This window comes from Idiomarina piscisalsi (genome assembly GCF_003987095.1).
Lineage (GTDB): Bacteria > Pseudomonadota > Gammaproteobacteria > Enterobacterales > Alteromonadaceae > Idiomarina > Idiomarina piscisalsi.
Genome location: NZ_PIQA01000004.1, coordinates 243573 through 261458, shown reverse-complemented (window position 1 = coordinate 261458; position 17886 = coordinate 243573). Strand labels below are relative to the sequence as shown.

Annotated in this window: 22 protein-coding genes; 9 read left to right on the top strand and 13 right to left on the bottom strand. The window is 48.8% G+C overall.

The features are described 5' to 3' along the window. Window positions 1-50 precede the first annotated feature (50 nt). Genes coaBC through slmA form a run of 3 tightly spaced genes read left to right on the top strand, consistent with a single transcriptional unit; the run spans window position 51 to window position 2375 of the window. Window positions 51-1289, top strand: coding sequence for a bifunctional phosphopantothenoylcysteine decarboxylase/phosphopantothenate--cysteine ligase CoaBC (coaBC, locus tag CWI73_RS07770; protein ID WP_126752250.1), 1239 nt, complete (start codon window positions 51-53; stop codon window positions 1287-1289). Between the two features lie 11 nt (window positions 1290-1300). Beyond that, a complete protein-coding gene (gene dut, locus CWI73_RS07765; RefSeq protein WP_126752249.1) occupies window positions 1301-1756 on the top strand; it encodes a dUTP diphosphatase in 456 nt (151 codons plus the stop codon). Between the two features lie 28 nt (window positions 1757-1784). Next, the gene (slmA, locus tag CWI73_RS07760) at window positions 1785-2375 is read left to right on the top strand and encodes a nucleoid occlusion factor SlmA (RefSeq protein WP_126752248.1); all 591 of its coding nucleotides are present in this window, start codon (window positions 1785-1787) and stop codon (window positions 2373-2375) included. A 36-nt stretch (window positions 2376-2411) separates the two neighbouring features. Here the strand turns inward: slmA and gpsA are convergent, their stop codons facing one another. From gpsA to CWI73_RS07745, 3 genes are read right to left on the bottom strand one after another with little or no spacing between them, the layout of a single operon-like run. After that, window positions 2412-3413 (bottom strand): NAD(P)H-dependent glycerol-3-phosphate dehydrogenase, encoded by a 1002-nt coding sequence (gpsA, locus tag CWI73_RS07755; RefSeq protein ID WP_126752247.1) that lies wholly within the window; start codon window positions 3411-3413, stop codon window positions 2412-2414. Between the two features lie 12 nt (window positions 3414-3425). Then, window positions 3426-3929 carry a protein-export chaperone SecB gene (gene secB, locus CWI73_RS07750; RefSeq protein ID WP_088769143.1) on the bottom strand — a complete coding sequence of 168 codons (504 nt, stop codon included), beginning with the start codon at window positions 3927-3929 and terminating at the stop codon, window positions 3426-3428. A gap of 42 nt (window positions 3930-3971) precedes the next feature. After that, window positions 3972-4400: a rhodanese-like domain-containing protein gene (locus tag CWI73_RS07745; RefSeq protein WP_053953206.1), complete on the bottom strand. Its 429-nt coding sequence runs from the start codon at window positions 4398-4400 to the stop codon at window positions 3972-3974. 165 nt (window positions 4401-4565) lie between these two features. Between CWI73_RS07745 and gpmI the strand changes: the two genes are divergently transcribed. From gpmI to CWI73_RS07730, 3 genes are read left to right on the top strand one after another with little or no spacing between them, the layout of a single operon-like run. Further along, a complete protein-coding gene (gpmI, locus tag CWI73_RS07740) occupies window positions 4566-6101 on the top strand; it encodes a 2,3-bisphosphoglycerate-independent phosphoglycerate mutase (RefSeq protein WP_126752246.1) in 1536 nt (511 codons plus the stop codon). Then, entirely contained in the window at window positions 6098-7246 is a 1149-nt protein-coding gene (locus CWI73_RS07735; RefSeq protein ID WP_126752245.1) for a murein hydrolase activator EnvC family protein, read from the top strand. Before gpmI ends, CWI73_RS07735 begins: the two co-directional genes overlap by 4 nt. Beyond that, window positions 7246-8001 carry a divergent polysaccharide deacetylase family protein gene (locus CWI73_RS07730; protein WP_126752244.1) on the top strand — a complete coding sequence of 252 codons (756 nt, stop codon included), beginning with the start codon at window positions 7246-7248 and terminating at the stop codon, window positions 7999-8001. The genes CWI73_RS07735 and CWI73_RS07730 overlap by 1 nt, the downstream gene beginning before the upstream one ends. On the opposite strand, the gene CWI73_RS07725 is transcribed toward CWI73_RS07730, so the two are convergent. From CWI73_RS07725 to ftsY, 5 genes are all read right to left on the bottom strand, one after another. Then, entirely contained in the window at window positions 7958-8215 is a 258-nt protein-coding gene (locus CWI73_RS07725) for a YkgJ family cysteine cluster protein (protein WP_074668899.1), read from the bottom strand. The two genes, CWI73_RS07730 and CWI73_RS07725, sit on opposite strands and share 44 nt — an antisense overlap. Continuing rightward, the gene (gene rpoH / locus CWI73_RS07720) at window positions 8216-9076 is read right to left on the bottom strand and encodes an RNA polymerase sigma factor RpoH (protein ID WP_126752243.1); all 861 of its coding nucleotides are present in this window, start codon (window positions 9074-9076) and stop codon (window positions 8216-8218) included. It abuts the gene before it with no gap. 143 nt (window positions 9077-9219) lie between these two features. After that, window positions 9220-10209, bottom strand: coding sequence for a permease-like cell division protein FtsX (ftsX, locus tag CWI73_RS07715; protein WP_126752242.1), 990 nt, complete (start codon window positions 10207-10209; stop codon window positions 9220-9222). After that, the gene (gene ftsE, locus CWI73_RS07710; protein WP_053953212.1) at window positions 10206-10883 is read right to left on the bottom strand and encodes a cell division ATP-binding protein FtsE; all 678 of its coding nucleotides are present in this window, start codon (window positions 10881-10883) and stop codon (window positions 10206-10208) included. The genes ftsX and ftsE overlap by 4 nt, the downstream gene beginning before the upstream one ends. Window position 10884: 1 nt before the next feature. Beyond that, window positions 10885-12084: a signal recognition particle-docking protein FtsY gene (gene ftsY, locus CWI73_RS07705; protein ID WP_126752241.1), complete on the bottom strand. Its 1200-nt coding sequence runs from the start codon at window positions 12082-12084 to the stop codon at window positions 10885-10887. A 101-nt stretch (window positions 12085-12185) separates the two neighbouring features. Between ftsY and rsmD the strand changes: the two genes are divergently transcribed. Both rsmD and CWI73_RS07695 read left to right on the top strand, forming a co-directional pair. Beyond that, a complete protein-coding gene (rsmD, locus tag CWI73_RS07700; protein WP_198675166.1) occupies window positions 12186-12782 on the top strand; it encodes a 16S rRNA (guanine(966)-N(2))-methyltransferase RsmD in 597 nt (198 codons plus the stop codon). Then, window positions 12779-13063 carry a DUF1145 domain-containing protein gene (locus tag CWI73_RS07695; protein WP_126752239.1) on the top strand — a complete coding sequence of 95 codons (285 nt, stop codon included), beginning with the start codon at window positions 12779-12781 and terminating at the stop codon, window positions 13061-13063. The genes rsmD and CWI73_RS07695 overlap by 4 nt, the downstream gene beginning before the upstream one ends. Here CWI73_RS07695 and CWI73_RS07690 read toward each other — a convergent pair. From CWI73_RS07690 to CWI73_RS07670, 5 genes are all read right to left on the bottom strand, one after another. Further along, window positions 13029-13637, bottom strand: coding sequence for a YjaG family protein (locus tag CWI73_RS07690; RefSeq protein WP_053953216.1), 609 nt, complete (start codon window positions 13635-13637; stop codon window positions 13029-13031). The two genes, CWI73_RS07695 and CWI73_RS07690, sit on opposite strands and share 35 nt — an antisense overlap. A 33-nt stretch (window positions 13638-13670) precedes the next feature. Continuing rightward, the gene (locus CWI73_RS07685) at window positions 13671-14102 is read right to left on the bottom strand and encodes a VOC family protein (RefSeq protein ID WP_126752238.1); all 432 of its coding nucleotides are present in this window, start codon (window positions 14100-14102) and stop codon (window positions 13671-13673) included. Between the two features lie 21 nt (window positions 14103-14123). Beyond that, the gene (locus CWI73_RS07680; RefSeq protein WP_126752237.1) at window positions 14124-14354 is read right to left on the bottom strand and encodes a hypothetical protein; all 231 of its coding nucleotides are present in this window, start codon (window positions 14352-14354) and stop codon (window positions 14124-14126) included. 201 nt (window positions 14355-14555) lie between these two features. Beyond that, window positions 14556-15728 (bottom strand): cystathionine gamma-synthase, encoded by a 1173-nt coding sequence (locus CWI73_RS07675; protein WP_126752236.1) that lies wholly within the window; start codon window positions 15726-15728, stop codon window positions 14556-14558. A 29-nt stretch (window positions 15729-15757) separates the two neighbouring features. After that, window positions 15758-16723, bottom strand: coding sequence for a PLP-dependent cysteine synthase family protein (locus CWI73_RS07670; RefSeq protein ID WP_126752235.1), 966 nt, complete (start codon window positions 16721-16723; stop codon window positions 15758-15760). Window positions 16724-16851: 128 nt separating this feature from the next. Here CWI73_RS07670 and ltaE point away from each other — a divergent pair, with 128 nt between their 5' ends. Beyond that, a complete protein-coding gene (gene ltaE, locus CWI73_RS07665) occupies window positions 16852-17874 on the top strand; it encodes a low-specificity L-threonine aldolase (RefSeq protein WP_126752296.1) in 1023 nt (340 codons plus the stop codon). The last annotated feature ends 12 nt before the right edge of the window (window positions 17875-17886 follow it).

The following is a 17886-nucleotide window of genomic DNA, read 5'->3' as shown; positions in this document are numbered from 1 at the left end:
GTTTCCGGGTCTCGTGTTATCTTTACATGAGTTAACACAGAGGGGTTCGCATGACACAACTGCAGAACAAAAACATTCTTTTGGGTATTACCGGCGGCATTGCAGCCTATAAAACACCTGACCTGGTGCGCCGATTGCGTGAACAAGGTGCAGTCGTGCGTTGTGTCATGACCGAGAGTGCCAAAGCCTTTGTAACCCCACTTAGCTTACAAGCAGTGTCTGGTTTTACGGTCAGCGATGACTTGCTTGATCCCACAGCAGAAGCCGCTATGGGCCATATTGAGCTGGCACGATGGGCCGACCTTATTCTTATAGCCCCGGCCACGGCGAATACTTTGGCTCGTATTACCCACGGTTTTGCCGACGACCTGCTCAGTACTCTGGTTTTAGCCAGTAAAGCGCCTGTTTGCGTTGCCCCAGCAATGAACCAACAAATGTGGGCGGCCGCCGCAGTGCAGAATAATGTATCCATTTTACGCGAACGCGGTGTTGCCTTTATAGGCCCTGAAAGCGGTGAACAAGCCTGTGGCGACATTGGCTATGGCCGCATGACCGACCCCACCGATATTGTTAAAGCGCTACTCAACGAAAAGTTGCCGGAAAGCACGTCGACAGTCCCTGAAACCTGGCAGGGTAAAACCTTTGTCATTACCGCAGGCCCAACGCGCGAAGCTATCGACCCCGTGCGTTATATCAGTAACCACAGCTCAGGGAAAATGGGTTACGCGTTAGCTCAGGCCGCTGCGAGTGCCGGAGCAAAGGTTGTATTGGTGTCTGGGCCCACCCAGCTTGCCACACCGAGAGGTGTGCAACGTATTGATGTTGAAACCGCAGAGCAAATGCTGACAGCAGTACAACAACAGCTTACAGACTGCGATGTTTTTATTGGCTGCGCCGCAGTCTCCGACTATCGCGTAGAAGACATCGCCGAACACAAAATTAAGAAAGAGCAAAACAGTGAACCGCCCAAGCTGTCACTGGTGCAAAACCCTGACATTTTAAAAGCGGTGGCACAGTCTGCCAACGCCCCTTTTACCGTGGGCTTTGCCGCAGAAACCCAGAACTTAAAAGAAAATGCCTTAAGCAAATTACAGCGTAAGCAACTGCAAATGATCATCGCCAATGACGTCAGTGAGTCTCATCAGGGGTTCAATAGTGACCAGAACAGTGCGTTGATATTAAGCAAGGACAGTGAGCAGTCACTTCCAACTATGAGCAAGCATGATATGGCTGTTGCCATTATCGATGCTATTGCAAAGCGCTATTTTGATACATCCAACAGGAGCTAAGTGAACAACTCATGACGCAAGTGGACGTTAAAATTCTCGACGAACGTATCGGTCAGTCTATCCCTCTTCCTAAATATGAAACCAGCGGCTCTGCCGGCATGGATTTGCGTGCTTGTTTAGACGAGCCACTGACCATAGAGCCAGGCGAAACCCAACTCATTGGCACTGGCATTGCCATGTACATTGGTGACCCGGGCTATGCCGCTACTATTCTGCCGCGCTCAGGCCTCGGCCATAAACACGGTTTGGTCTTAGGTAACCTGGTGGGTCTTATCGATTCTGACTATCAGGGTGAGCTGAAAGTATCCTGCTGGAACCGCAGCAATAAGGCATACACCATTGAACCGGGCGACCGCATTGCCCAGTTGGTAATTTTGCCAGTGGTACAAGCCAGCATGAACATTGTCGACGAATTTGAAGAATCAGACCGTGGCGAAGGTGGCTTCGGTCACTCTGGTCGTTCTTAACTGTCCATACATAAGGAAATAATCACTCATGGCAGAACAAAAACGTAACCGTCGCGAAGAAATACTTCAGGCTTTGGCCGCAATGCTGGAAACCAGCCCGGGTCAGCGTATTACCACTGCTAAGTTGGCGGCTAACCTCGGAGTTTCCGAAGCCGCTCTGTACCGTCACTTTCCTTCTAAGGCGCGAATGTTTGAAGGCCTTATTGAGTTTGTGGAAGACACCCTGCTGACGCGTATAAACCTCATTATGAATGAAGAAAAAAATACGCTGTCTCGTTGTTACATGATTTTGCAGCTGCTGCTGACTTTCGCTGAACGCAACCCGGGCATTACCCGAGTTATGACGGGCGACGCACTCATGGGTGAACATGACCGCCTGCGCAGTCGCATGGAAGACTTGTTTAATCGTATTGAAAGTTCAATTAAGCAGGTTCTGCGTGAAAAAGCGATGCGGGAACAGCAGAAGTTTATTGTCGATGAGGCCGTTCTGGCAAATATGCTGCTAAGTTATGCCGACGGTAAAATCAGTCAGTTTGTTCGCTCTAACTTTAAACGCTTACCTACTGAGCACCTGGCCGCGCAATGGCAGGTCATGGAACAGCAATTAGCAAGTGCTTAAGCGAATCTTGCTAATAAAGCCTGGGACGTAGAACGATTATTCCGTTTTACGCTCCCGGCTTAGTAAGTCGATAGCCGCTTGCTGCGGTTCTTTACCTTCATAAAGGACCGCATAAATTTGCTCCGCGATGGGCATTTCCACATCATTTCGTGACGCCAGTGCAACCACTTCTTTGGTGTTACGATACCCTTCTACAGACTGACCAATATCCTTTAACGCTTGCTCAACCGACTTACCTTCACCCAAAGCCAAACCAAAACGGCGATTGCGCGACTGATTGTCAGTACAGGTTAAGATGAGATCACCAAGACCTGCCATACCGGTAAAGGTGTCGCTTTTCGCCCCTAGTTTTAGACCCAACCGGGTCAATTCAGCTAAACCACGAGTAATCAGTGCAGTGCGTGCATTCGCGCCAAAGCCTATGCCGTCGGCCATACCCGCGCCAATGGCTATCACGTTTTTTACCACCCCGCCTAGCTGAACACCAATAAAGTCATTGTTGGTGTAAACACGGAAGGAGCGGTCACAATGCAGCATGTCAGACAGTTCATCGACAAAGGTTTGGTCGGTCGATGACATAGAGATAGCGGTAGGTAGACCTTTCGCCATTTCAATAGCAAAAGTGGGCCCTGACAGTACCGCCAGCGGATGCTTGTCAGCCAGAATCTCTTCGGCAACTTCATACAGCAGTCGGCCTGTATCGGGCTCCAGCCCTTTGGTTGCCCAGGCAACGCGAGCATTCTCTTTCAGCAAGGGCTTTGCCTGCTTTAACATGCTGGAAAATGAATGACTGGGCACCACAACGACCACGTTGTCGACGTCTTTCAGCGCGAGCTCAAGGTCATCAGTAACTTGCAGAGACTCAGGAAATGGGCATCCGGGTAAATACGCGGCGTTCTCTCTGGCCGACGCCATTAACGCAACTTTCTCAGAGTCCCGCCCCCACAACATTGTCGGGATGCCTTTTCGCGCAAAACAAATAGCAAGGGCGGTCCCGTAAGAGCCCGCCCCTAATATCGTCACCTGTGGTGTTTGCATTATAGCGTTCGCTTAAGCGTCAGCAGTCTGTTGACCCTGAGCTTGCTCTGCTTGCTGCTGCATGTGACGTGCAAAGATAGCGTCAAAGTTAACTGGTGCTAAGTTCAACTGAGGGAAAGTTGCACGGTTCACCAAGCTCGCTACGCACTCACGTGCATAAGGGAACAAAATGTTCGGGCAGAAAGAACCCAGCATGTGTGCCAGTTGACCTTCCTGAACTTCTTCACCAATTGAGAAGATACCTGCCTGATGCACTTCACAAAGGAAAGCAACGTCGTCTTCAACTTTGTTGGTTGCTGTTAACGTCAGTACCACTTCGTAAACGCCGTCTTCAATTTTCTCGTGTTTAACGTTTAAGTCCAGTTTCAGGTCTGGTTTCCACTCTTTGCGGAATACATTTGGAGAATTTGGCGTTTCAAAAGAAATGTCTTTTGCATAAATACGCTGGATAGCAAATTGTGCTTGCTGCTGTTGGTTTTCGGCTGCTGCGCCGTTTGCTTGCTGTTCTTCAGCCATGATTTTACTTCCTATTCACTATGAGTTTTCAATTCGTTGTTATTATTTCTGCGAAACCGGCAGTTTTTCATTACGCCAGGTGTTCATGCCACCTTGTAATACCGCCACTTGCTTAAAGCCCTCAGCGGTTAACTGAGATGCGGCTGCTTTTGCCGTCATTCCTGTTGCACAGACTAACACAATGGGGGCGTCTTTGAACTTTTCAATAGACGTTAAGCTTTTTTGCTTAATTTTGTCCATGCTTAAGTGCTTTGAGCCGTGAATGTGGCCTTTCTTGAATTCATCCTGGTTACGAATGTCAACAAAAATGCCATCGCCACGGTTAACCCAAACCGTTGCCTCTTGCGGCTGTAGGCTCTTAATAGGTGACATGGCAGAACGCACATAAGTAATAATAAGCGCAACCAATAACACCACCCACAGGCCACTCATCATGGGGTTTCGGCTAATGAAATCTAACAGTTCTTGCATATAAGCTACCACTACCAGAGGGTTTTCAGAAAAATCTCGCGGGCAAAGAGTATACCTGTACAAATTTCAGTTGCCAGTAAAATCTTGAATGGATGCGGATGCGCCAGAAATAAAGTAGAATAATTCGCAATAACGCATCGCATTAGTTAAATAACGAGGCCCTTTATGAGTCGTACGATTAAACCTTTGGTTCTATTGATTCTTGACGGTTGGGGATACCGCGAAGACGCGCCGGACAACGCCATTTCAAATGCAAAAACGCCGGTTATGGATCGTCTTTGGGAGCAATACCCACACTGCTTAGTCGATGGCTCAGGCGGTGCTGTTGGACTACCCGATGGGCAAATGGGCAACTCCGAAGTCGGACACGTCAACTTAGGCGCTGGCCGAATTGTTTATCAAGACTTTACCCGCATTAGCCAGGCTATTTCTGATCGCAGCTTCTTTAAAAACCAAGTGCTGTGTGACGCTTTAGCAAAAGCAAAAGACGCATCAGGCGCTGTGCACGTTATGGGGCTGCTGTCTCCGGGCGGCGTACACAGCCACGAAGACCACTTAATTGCGATGGTAGAGATGGCAGTCGAGCAAGGGGCTTCTGAAGTTTACGTACATGCGTTTTTAGATGGTCGCGACACGCCACCGAAGTCGGCAAAAGCGTCAATAGAACGTTTTGAAGCGCTGTTTGCACGTTTAGGTAAAGGCCGTTTTGCAACGCTTAGTGGTCGTTTCTACGCCATGGACAGAGACAAGCGCTGGGAACGTATTGAAGAGGCCTACAAGGCGATTTATCACGGCGTATCCGGCGTAACCAGCCCGAACGCAACTGATGCTTTAGAAGACGCCTACGAGCGCGGTGAAACTGACGAGTTTGTGAAGCCCGTTATTATTGGTGCACCAGCGCCCGTGAAAGACGGCGATGCCGTTTTCTTTATGAATTTCCGTGCTGACCGCGCACGCGAAATGACCCAAGCATTTATTAACGATGAGTTTGACGGCTTCGAACGCGGGCCTCGCGCGAAAACCTCAGACTTTGTCATGTTAACGGAATATGCTGATACCCTGAAAACCTCATGTGCTTTTCCACCGGAGCAACTCAATAACGTGCTGGGTGAATGGCTATCCAAGCATGGCAAAACCCAGTTACGCATTTCAGAAACTGAAAAATACGCACACGTGACGTTCTTCTTTAGTGGTGGTCGCGAAGAAGAGTTTGAAGGTGAAAAGCGTGTCTTAATTCCGTCGCCTAAGGTCAAAACCTACGACTTACAGCCAGAAATGAACTCTGAGCAACTCACCGATGAATTGGTAGGCGCCATTGAGTCGCAAGCCTTTGATGTCATCATTTGTAACTACCCGAACGGTGATATGGTAGGGCATACCGGCGACTTCGATGCGGCAGTAAAAGCCTGTGAAGCGGTTGATCACAGCGTTGGTCGTGTTGTCTCAGCACTGGAAGCGGTTGGTGGAGAGTGTTTGATTACCGCAGACCACGGCAATGCGGAACAAATGAGTGACGCTGAAACTGGTCAGGCACATACCGCGCACACCAATGAGCTGGTTCCTTTCATTTATGTGGGCCGTGACGCACAGGCACGCGATGGTCGCTTGTCAGATGTGGCACCAACCATTCTTCACTTAATGGGTATGGAGCAGCCTGACGAAATGACCGGGCAAACCTTAATGACGCTGAAACAGTCATGATAAAAGCCTTTGCTTTAATTCTGTTAATCGCCTGGCTCAGCTTTTCTGGCCAGGCGTTTGCACAGTCTTATAGTGAAGAGGATAAAGCTGCTACGCAGGCCGAAATTGAAGCGTTAAATGCGGAGTTAAATAAACATCTGCAAGCTATTGAAAGCCGTGACGAAGAACTGTCTGATATTGAAAACGAGTTGCGGCGATTAGAGCTGAAAACCGCTGAAATTGCGGGTGCTATTCAAAAGACCTCAACAGAACTTCGTCGTATTAATTCAGAAATCGAAGAAGCACAACAAGAACTGGAACGCTTACAGGCAGAGCAGCAAAAGCAACTCGCCCTGCTTGAAGAACAAATTGTTTCTGCCTACGTTAATGGCGATAATGGCTTCCTGAAAATGCTGCTTAACCAGGGCAGTCCCGCAGAGCTAGAGCGGTTACTCACTTATTATCAGTACATGAATGACGCTCGCGTTGAAGAAATTGAGCAAATCAAACAGACTCAAGCCGATATTGAACAATTAACAGCGGAGCTGACGGATAAAAGAGCTGACGTTGTCTCACTTCGTGAACAGCAGGCAGAGCAAAAACAACAGCTGGAGAGTCAGCAACGAGAACAGGAAGACACCTTAGCGAAACTGCAAGCCGAGCAGCGTAGTGACAAAGCTAAAATAAAGCAGCTAGAGCAAAGCCGCGCTCAGTTAGAACAGGTTCTGGCCGCCATTGAGGCGGCTCTTAAGCGTCAGGGCGATGTTCGCTTAGTCGGTTTAAAGCCCATCAAGTCACAGTTAAAATGGCCCAGTGACGGTACAGTCCGTCGCGTTTTTGGCCAGCGCCGCGAAGGCCCGGTTGAATGGAAAGGCGTATTGATAGAAGGCAGTAACGGACAGGAAGTACGCTCTATTGCCGATGGCCGCATTGTTTATGCGGACTGGTTACGCGGTTTTGGTTTAGTCATTGTAGTTGACCATGGTGAAAACTACATGAGCTTATACGGACATAATCAGGCATTGCTTAGAACCGTTGGTGAGAAAGTCAAAAAAGACGAAGAGATAGCGCTTATGGGTCAATCCGGCTCTCGCGACAAAGCCTCTTTGTACTTTGAAATTCGTCATCAGGGCAGACCGCAAAACCCAAGTCACTGGATACGTTAATGAAACTCTTACATGTGATAATCGCACTGGCACTTCTGACTTGCAGCAGCGCACAGGCTGCGAAAATTGCTATTGTCATAGATGATATAGGGAATCACCGAAGTCACCTGGAAGCGGCGCTACTGCCGGGTAAGGTGTCCTTTGCCGTACTACCTTATACGCCTTACGCCCGTTCATTTGCGCTGCGGGCGCATCATCAGCAAAAACAAATTTTACTGCACATGCCAATGGAAGCGGTCGACAACATCTGGTCCGGGCCGGGTGAAATTACCTCAACTATGAGCGCACAACAGATAAAACTGCAATTAACCGATGCCCTGGAGTCTATTCCGTACGTTGCAGGTGTAAATAACCACATGGGCAGCAAGCTAACGCAGTTACCCGTACCTATGCACGCAGTAATGGAAACCCTGTCCTCTCGACAGCTGTTCTTTTTGGACAGCCGCACCTCAGAGTTTAGTGTGGCAGAAGACACCGCCAAATCGGTCGGTGTTAAGTCGAGTCGACGCCATGTATTTCTTGATAACGAAACCGACAAAGCTTATCTCGCCCAACAATTCAAAACTTTGTTACGGCATGCCAGGAAGCACGGTTCTGCTGTTGGTATTGGGCACCCTTACCCAGAGACGTTAGAGTTCCTTAAACAAAATTTACCCCAGTTAGAAGAACAAGGTATAGAGCTGGTTTTCGCATCAGAGCTTACTGTTGCACCTAATCGTTCGATGTCGCTTCTTCCAGTGACGTCAGCAAAATAAGCGCTTCTTCTCGGGTATCTTTGCAAATATCGTAGTCCGCCGTAAAAGCTTCACAGACATCTGGACGCTCTGGTTTGCCAAATAGCCGGCACAAATTATTGTCATCAAGTTGAACACAACGAACCCCGGCAGGTTTGCCATTTGGCATACCGGGGATAGGAGAACTAATGGAAGGAGCTATGCAGCAAGCGCCGCAACCAACGCGGCACTGCATTTAGCTCATAGCGACGCGAAGTTTTTTCATGGCGTTCTGCTCTAACTGGCGAACGCGCTCGGCAGAGACTTCATACTTCGCGGCAAGGTCATGTAATGTGGTTTTATCTTCAGACAACCAACGTGACTGCACAATATCCTGACTACGTTCGTCAAGCTCACTCATTGCTGTCAGCAGTTTCTGTTGGTTATGAGACTCGTAGTCTTCGGCCTCAATTTCAGCGGCTAAGTCTGAACGCTTATCTTCCAGATACATGGCTGGAGAGTATGTGCTGCCTTCTTTTGAGTCGTCGTCATCTGAGCTTAGCTCGAAAGCCTGGTCATGGGCGCTCATACGCGCTTCCATTTCCAGCACTTCTTTGGTGCTGACGCCTAACTCTTCAGCAACAGTTTCAACTTCTTTCTGGCTGAACCAACCTAAACGCTTTTTCATTTTGCGCAGGTTGAAGAATAATTTGCGCTGAGCTTTGGTGGTCGCAACTTTTACAACACGCCAGTTACGCAGTACATATTCATGAATTTCTGCTTTAATCCAGTGAACGGCAAAAGAAACCAGACGAACACCGACAGACGGGTTGAAACGCTTCACGGCTTTCATTAAGCCAATGTTACCTTCCTGAATTAAGTCGGCTTGTGGAAGACCGTATCCAGAATAGCTACGGGCGACATGCACAACAAAGCGCAGGTGTGACATGATAAGCTCACGCGCTGCATCTAAATCACCTTCTTCATACAGTCGAGTTGCTAAGTCTTTCTCTTTTTCAGCGCTTAGCATAGGAATACGGTTGACTGACTGAATATAACCGTCGAGTCCTCCCCCTTGGGGAACCGATAATGCCATGGTGCTTAATTCAGTGCTCATTTAACAACCTCTAGTAAAAATACCGACAAAATACCGCTTAACCGTCAGTGTCTAAGACCGTTTTTAGGTCTAAAAGTTCCGTTCAGATCATTGGCGATCGGACAAATTAGTATAACTAAGACTATGGCTTTCGCAACTCTAATTTATTCTGGTTCGATACTTTGTATATGACGTCTTACAGCTAAGTAAGAACCTGTCAGACCCAACCCAATTGCAATAACCCAGATGGCGATTAATTCGCCGAATGTCAGACCGTCTAACTGAAACTGACTATCGTATAAGTTTGTAACAGTTAATACGGCACTTTCAATCCACCAGATCAATAAAAGCGTCACGACCCAGGCGAAAATACCACCTATAAAGCCGTACCAGGCACCGGTATACAAAAATGGACGTTGAATAAACGCATTAGTGGCACCCACCAATTTCATAATGACAATTTCATCGCGCTTCGAGAGTATGTTCAAACGAATGGTGTTACCAACTATCAGAACCACTGATAAACACAGCACTAAGGCCAACGCACCTAAGGTGTCTTCAATTAAGTCGAGTATTGCCTGTAACCGGTTGAGCCATTCAATATCCAGTTTGGCATGCGCTACTTCACGCTTATTCTGGAACTCCAGTAATAACGCCTCGGCCTGCTCAGCGGCTCGGTAGTTTTCGGCCGGTATCACGACCAACACATCGGGCAACGGGTTATTCGACAGGTAATCGAGCGTTTCGCCAAAGCCGGACTGCTCTTTAAACTGCTCCAGCCCTTCGTCCTTGGGTACCCAGCGTACCGATTCGACGTTATCAGACAGGCTCGTCTGAGTTTTGAAAGTTTCAATTTCCGAGGTTTTTAGCTCTTTTTTCAAAAACAGCGTAATTTCGGACGCTTGCTGCCAACTGTCAGTAATACTACTGGTGTTTTTGACCAACACATACAGCGACGACGGCAGCGTTAAGCTTAGGCCCAACACGGCCATAGTCATCAACGACGCGAAAGGGTTACGCCACATCTCACCGAGGCTGGCAACTGCTTGTTGAACATGATGTACCGGCACCATAACGGCGCGCCGCCACCAAGGTAAACGTCCGCGATTACTCGCTCCTTTTTCAACGCTGCGGTTGCGAAATAACAAACTCATAGCTCGTTATCCTCCAAACCGTCGTTTATCATGCGTCCGTCTTTCAATGTCAGCGTTCTGTAACGCAGTCGCGCAATGAGGCCTAAGTCGTGCGTTGCTATAAGCACCGCAACCCCCACTTTATTGAATTCCTCAAACAAGCGGATAATTTCCATCGATAGCTTAGGGTCGAGGTTACCGGTGGGCTCATCGGCAAGTAGCAATGGTGGCTTCGTGACAATGGCGCGGGCAATTCCAACGCGTTGCTGTTCGCCGCCGGATAGCATTTGTGGGTAATGCTTCACTTTGTCGGCTAAACCAACTTTTTCCAGTGCTGCCAGTACCCGCTTGCGCGCTTCCTGAACGCTATAGCCTTCAATAATAAGCGGTAAGGCAACATTATCGAAAACCGTTTTGTCCATTAACAGACGATGGTCCTGAAAAATCATGCCAATGTCCCGGCGCACATAAGGCACCTGTGACGGCTTAATTTTTCGTAAGTCATGCCCGTTAATAAGCACGCGACCCGCTGTCGGTCGTTCCATCAAACTAATGAGCTTCAGTAACGTACTTTTCCCCGCCCCCGAGTGGCCGGTTAAAAAAGCCATTTCTCCGGGCTTTACGTGGAAGTCAACATGGCTCAGTGCCTGATGACCTCCCGGGTACGTTTTACTGACTTGCTCAAAGCGGATCATGTTAGTTCGCCGTTGTGGTTTCTGATGCTTCTACATTACGGTCAAATAACGCCGCAATAAAGTCCTTCGCTACAAATGGGCGTAAATCTTCCAAACTTTCGCCGACACCAATATAGCGAATTGGAATGGCAAACTGATCAGCAACGGCGAATATAACACCGCCTTTGGCGGTACCGTCGAGTTTGGTCATGACAATGCCGGACACTCCTACCGCTTCGGTAAACAACTTGGCCTGGCTAATGGCGTTTTGTCCCGTGCCTGCGTCCAGTGTCAGCATAACTTCATGTGGAGCTTCCGGGTCGAGCTTTTTCATCACTCGAACTAACTTTTTAAGTTCTTCCATTAAGTTTGCTTTGTTCTGCAAACGCCCTGCCGTATCTGCAATAAGCACGTCGGTGCCCCGAGCTTTCGCGGCTTCTAAAGCGTCATACAAAACAGAGGCGCTGTCCGCGCCGGTATGCTGAGCAATAACAGGTATATCATTGCGCTCGCCCCATACTTGCAACTGTTCGACCGCAGCGGCCCTGAAAGTATCGCCGGCTGCCAGCATGACTGACTTACCTTCGGCTTTGAATTGTTTTGCTAACTTACCGATGGTAGTGGTTTTACCCACGCCGTTTACACCCGTCATGAGAATAACGTATGGCGAGTCAGATTTCGGAATCTCTAGTGGTCTGTCGACAGGCTTTAAAATGTCAGCTAGCTGTTCTTGCAGCAATTCGTAAAGTGCTTCAGCGTCTTTCAGTTGTTTGCGGTCCGCTTGCTGTGTCAGGTTGTCGATGATTTTCGTTGTGGTTGCAACACCTAAGTCAGCCATCAGCAGCTGGGTTTCGAGCTCTTCGAACAAATCATCATCGATTTTCTTACCGCGAAATACGCCGATAAGGCCAGAACCAATGGAACCAGATGTTTTACGAAGCCCTTGCGTTAAGCGCGCCCAAAAGCCTTTCTTCTCACCTTTTTCCTGAGTTTTTGTGTCGACAGGCTCCGCTTTCGGAGTCTCGGCTTCCTTCCGCTCTTCTTTTGCTGGCTCTTTCTCAGGCTCTACCTCTGTTTGCTGCGCTTCATCGGACGCTTCCGGCTCGGCTTGCTGCTCACCGTCAGACGACTCTTGCTCGTCAACAACGGCTTCGTCTTGTACCTTTTCTTCTTCAGACTCTTTTTTATCACGCTTCTTTTTAAACAGCGAAAACATCGACATATAGGTTTCCTTGGAACTGACACGCAGGAATCGTTAAACTTATGGCTTTAGTTTACCATGCTGTTTAGAAACTGACGACGGTCTGAATAAAGGAACTCATTGTGGCCAGAAAGCGTGCAGGAAAGACCCGCCCTTCTCAAACAACCGGCGACTACCGCATTATCGGCGGACAATGGCGCGGCCGACGCTTGCCCATAGCCGACAGTCCCGGGCTAAGGCCGACCACGGACCGTGTGCGTGAAACCCTGTTTAACTGGCTGCAGTGGGATATTGTCGACGCTAAGGTGTTGGATTTATTTGCCGGCAGTGGCAGCTTAGGGTTTGAAGCAGCGTCACGGGGGTCGGCTCAAGTCACGCTTATCGAGGCTGAGAATAAAGTCAGCAAACAATTACAGGACAATACGTCACTGTTGCACACTAAGGGTATGGAAGTCGTTACTGCGAATGCTCTCGATTGGCTGAAAAAGCCCAGCGACAGCCGCTATGACATTGTGTTTATTGATCCACCATTTCGTCAGGGGCTCGCTACGTCAGCTATAACTCTGCTCAATGAGCATTCATGGTTGGCACCCGACAATCAGGTGTATTTGGAAACTGAAAAAGACTATGAATTGGCATTGCCCGCAGGTTGGCAGCTTTTAAAAGAGAAGACACATGGGCAAGTGTGTTTTCGTTTACTGACAAAGGACATTACATGAAAGTTATCATTATTGCCGGCAAAGTCGTGTTTGCCGTAATTTGGCTAGGCTTGTTTGCTATTTTAGGCGGCGCTACTGGTGAGCTGAGTAGTCAGTCCATAGGTCTTTTAAGTGTGTTGCTGGCGGTTCTGGTGATTATGCACTTGCTGCTTCTGGGAGTATTCATTGGCACTATGAAGCAGCATTTACCGTGGAAAAAAGGCGACAGCTGGCAAATTCTTGCGTTTGGTATTTTCGCCTGGTTGTCTATTCTTCAGCGTCCAAAGCAAGACCAAGATTAGACACGCCCTCGTCACTGAGCATCATTTTCAGTTGTTTCACTAGCGCGCTATTTACTGCAGGCTGTTGCTCCAGAAAATTGAGCATGGCCTGCTGAATGGCAATTTCGTACTCCATCAGCTCGTGGTTATCGACGTGCTCTTTTAAATGCTCAGTGCCAATATCTTCTGCGTCGTTCAGCTCGATAAATTTCGCCACGCTCGCCTGGGATATTTTTGCAACGTCCAGCAAGTTGGCGGCGTTATCGTCCAGCAAGCCCTGAAGTAATGTGCTTATTGCCGTACAGGCGTCCATCGCTGGGTACACGCCCAACATGTCATGCCCATGCTCACTCGGGGTTTGTTCGTCGACCTTTTCCTGCCAACGGGCAAAGTTCACTTTGGTTTTTTTCGGGTTTACTACCCAGTCCCAACACGCATTGAGCGATCCGTGCAGCGGTTTACTGTCACCAAAGCCTGTGAGGTGGTGGAAAAAGTCATAGTTGGGCACCATGCGCTCGCACAAATAAAGCGCCAGAACAATTTGCTGATCACGAGGCAGCTCGCGAATACGTTGAAACGTATTAAGTTGACTCACGTTGAAACTCCGAAAGTGCGGTCGCTGAAGCGTTTAGGTTGCGAAGATTTGGCTGTCGTCGTTAAAGGTTTTGAACTCCAGCGCATTACCGCAGTAATCGTAGAAGAACATAGTGCCCTGCTCGCCGGGTTTACCTTTAAAACGAATATAAGGTTCAATAACAAACTCGATACCCGCAGCTTTAACCCGCTCAGCCAATGCTTCCCAGTCGTTACGCAATAGTACCACGCCAAAGTGAGGAACGGGAACTGAATGACCGTCAACGCCGCTGTGGTTTTTCATGCCTGCAACGTCGGGTGCTACGTGAGTGACAAATTGGTGACCGAAGAAGTTCCAGTCTATCCAGTCGTCGCTGCTACGACCCTGAGGAAGCCCAAGCACATCGCCGTAAAACGCTCGGGCATTGTCCAACGAACTAACAGGAATGGCTAAATGAAAAGGTCGTACGTTGGTGGTGTCTGACATACTGCTAACTTGCCTTACCAGTTAGTGACTGAGTTTTGCCGCACTAAGCTTTTCCGCAATAGTATCGGGAGACCGGCGCCACATTCTGACACCAATCGACAATACCAGTAACGCCCAATTTAATGGTGGAATGAAACCGGCGGTAAGCACGGCAAGTAAATTCCACAAAGGCTTCTTCTGGTGTTGGCCCACTAATACGTAAAACAACAATGCGGCTACGAGTCCCTGGAGTACCATTAGGCTCAATAGCATAAGTCTTTCCTTCTCGTTGTGTATGTAACGCTTTTTGGCGTTTTTTCTTATTTATTGCCGACGTTTTCACGGCTGAGATAACTCTACTGAATTATGACGAAAGTGTAAAATTTTGTATAAATTGTTGAATTAAAAAGCAAAAAACCGGCTAGATAGCCGGTTTTATTTATTAAACGTTATTCTTTTAATCGTTGGTGGCGATTAAAATGCGCTTAGCGCCTTGTCTAAATCGGCTTTCAGATCATCCAGATCTTCAATACCAACCGATACGCGAACAAAGTTATCTAAAATGCCTAACTTCTCGCGGTTTTCTTTCGGCACTGACGCATGCGTCATAATAGCCGGGTGTTCAATAAGCGACTCAACGCCACCTAAGCTTTCCGCCAAGGCGAACACTTCTACCGACTCCAGGAATTTGCGCGCAGCTTCTAAATCGCCTTTCAGCAAAATCGAAATCATGCCGCCAAAGCCCTGCATTTGCTTTTTAGCCAGCTCGTGCTGCGGGTGGCTTTCCAGTCCCGGATAAATGACTTTTTCCACTTTCGGGTGTTGCTCAAGCCACTTGGCCAGTTCCATTGCCGCTTCGTTGTGGTGACGCATACGCAAGGCCAGTGTTTTCACGCCTCGCAACGCTAAGTACGAGTCAAACGGACCGGCAATAGCACCTGCTGAGTTCTGCAAGAACAGCATACGCTCAACCAGGTCGTCATTGTCACCAACAACTGCGATACCGCCGACCATATCAGAGTGACCGTTAAGGTATTTGGTGGCCGAGTGCATTACCATATCTGCGCCCATTTCCAGCGGACGCTGGTTAAATGGCGTAGCGAATGTGTTATCCACCACCACAATAATATCCGGATTCTTTTTCTTAGCCAGCTTCACAATGGCTTCAATATCGACCAACTTCAGCATGGGGTTGCTTGGCGTTTCCACCCAGATCATGCGGGTGTTGTCCTGAATGCTGGCTTCCACTGCGCTTAAGTCGGCTAAGTCGACATAAGAGAACTTCAGGCCAGCAGAGCGTCCGCGCACTTTATCGAATAAACGGAAGCTGCCGCCGTACAAGTCGTCCATTGCAACCACGTGGTCGCCACTGTCCAGCAGCTCAAGAATAGTCGAGGTTGCTGCCATACCTGAAGCAAAAGCCAGACCTTGCTTGCCACCTTCCAAAGAGGCAACAGAACGCTCCCAGGCAAAGCGCGTTGGGTTATGTGAACGCGAATATTCAAAACCTTTGTGCTGACCCGGGCTTTCCTGTGCGTAGGTTGAGCTGGTGAAAATTGGCGGCATAACCGCGCCTGTTACCGGCTCAGGAGACTGCCCGCCATGAATGGCGCGCGTCGCGAATTTCATTGTTTTTTCATTTGCCATGATTCAGGTTCCTTAATTTACAGCAAGCGTTACAGCAAGTTTTGAGAACGCATCCAGTCGTCGTTGAACAGCTTGGACAAGTAACGGTTACCCGTATCGCAAGCCAGCGTCACAACGCGTTTTGGTTCGGTTTGTTGTTGGCAATAGCGTAGCGCTGCGGCTATTAAGTAGCCACTTGAAGAGCCCACCATAACGCCTTCTTTTTCCAGTAATTTACGCGCGGTTGTTAGACCTTCTTTGTCCGATATAGCAAATGCGGTGTTCGCCAATTTGATGTCACAAATTTTCGGTACAAAGTCTTCACCGATACCTTCTGCCAGCCAGCTGCCTGCTTCCACTTCTTCGTTGCGGTTCACAAGCGGCTCAAGAATAGAGCCTTCCGGGTCAGCCAGTACCAGATCCACGTCACTGTTCTGCTCACGCAAATAACGGCCAATGCCTGTCAGCGTACCACCCGAACCGACACCACAAACAAAGGCGTCTAGCTTGCCATCCATTTGCTGCCAAATTTCAGGGCCGGTGGTTTTGTAATGAGCATCAACGTTTGCCGGGTTCTCAAACTGGTTCACATAGTAGTAACCGTTTTCTTCCGCCATGCGCGCTGCCATGTCCTGATAATATTCCGGGTGGCCTTTTTGCACATCAGAGCGCGTTTGCACAACTTCAGCGCCCATTGCACGAAGGTTATTGACTTTTTCCTGGCTCATTTTATCGGGCATAACAATTTTCAGCGGATAGCCTTTACTGGCAGCCACAAGCGCCAAACCTAAGCCGGTATTTCCCGCAGTTGCTTCAATAATGGTGTCACCAGGCTTTAATTTTCCTTGTTTTTCCGCTTGCTCAATCATTTCCACAGCAATACGGTCTTTAATAGAGCCGCCCGGATTCTGCAGCTCTAATTTCAAATACAGCTCGCACGGGCCGGTGTCCATGTTGGTTACTTTAACCATTGGCGTATTGCCGACCATTTCCAGTACAGTATTAAAAACTTTCATATTGGGTCGCTTTGTTGTCGTGTGTTTGGTTCAATAATGGGGCATTATCCCTTGACTGAGCTCGCTAAACAACCATGAGCTTAGAACCGGATGATAGTTGTTATAACCAATACCCAGATGAGGCTGTTATGCTGGACTTACGCAGTGATACCGTTACCCTTCCAAGCGCCGCTATGCGTGCCGCTATAGCCGATGCAACCGTTGGCGATGATGTTTATGGCGAAGACCCTTCCATTAACGCGCTGGAAAAGCGTGTGGCTGAATTACTGGGTAAAGAAGATGCCCTGCTGTGCAGTTCTGGTACGCAAAGCAACTTACTGGGTATCATGAGTCATTGTCGGAACGGCGAAGAGTATATTGTCGGCCAGGAATATCACACTTATCGGTACGAGGCTGGTGGCGCAGCAGTTTTAGGCAGCGTGGTACCACAAACTATTGAGGTTGAGGCCGACGGAACCTTATCACTCGACACCATAAAACAGCGGATCAAGCCTGACGACCCGCACTTTCCTATTACCCGGTTGCTGGCTTTTGAAAATACCCACGGCGGGCAACTGATTGACCAGGCCTATTTTGATGAAGCCCGAATTTTGGCGGACCAGAATGGTTTGTCGATGCATTTAGACGGCGCGCGTTTACCTAATGCAGCCATTGCCAGCGGCCGCAGCATGGCCGAACTTGCAGCACCTTTTGACAGTGTGTCTTTGTGTTGCTCAAAAGGTCTGGGCGCGCCTATTGGTTCATTGCTGGCAGGGTCAAAAGAGTTAATCGCCCGCGCGCGCCGTTGGCGTAAAATGGTCGGCGGCGGTATGCGCCAGGCCGGGTTTGTTGCCGTAGCCATAGATTACGCATTAACGCATCAGCTTGAGCGCATTCAGGACGACCATGACAATGCAGAGTGGCTTTTCGAGCAGCTTTCGGAGTTGCTGGCCGGCACCGAGGCTAAAGTTCGCTATTCCGGCACTAATATGACCTTTGTTGATTTGCCTGAGTCCTTGAATGCAGACGGCTTACGCGAGCTTATGGCGCAACATGATATAAAGCTGCCCGGAGGCCAGAAACTGCGCCTTGTCTGCCACTTAGATGTTAGCCGTAAACAGCTTGAGCACTTTGTTGAACTCTTTAAGCGGTGGTTGAACGGCGGGCGCTGAGGTTGCCTACGG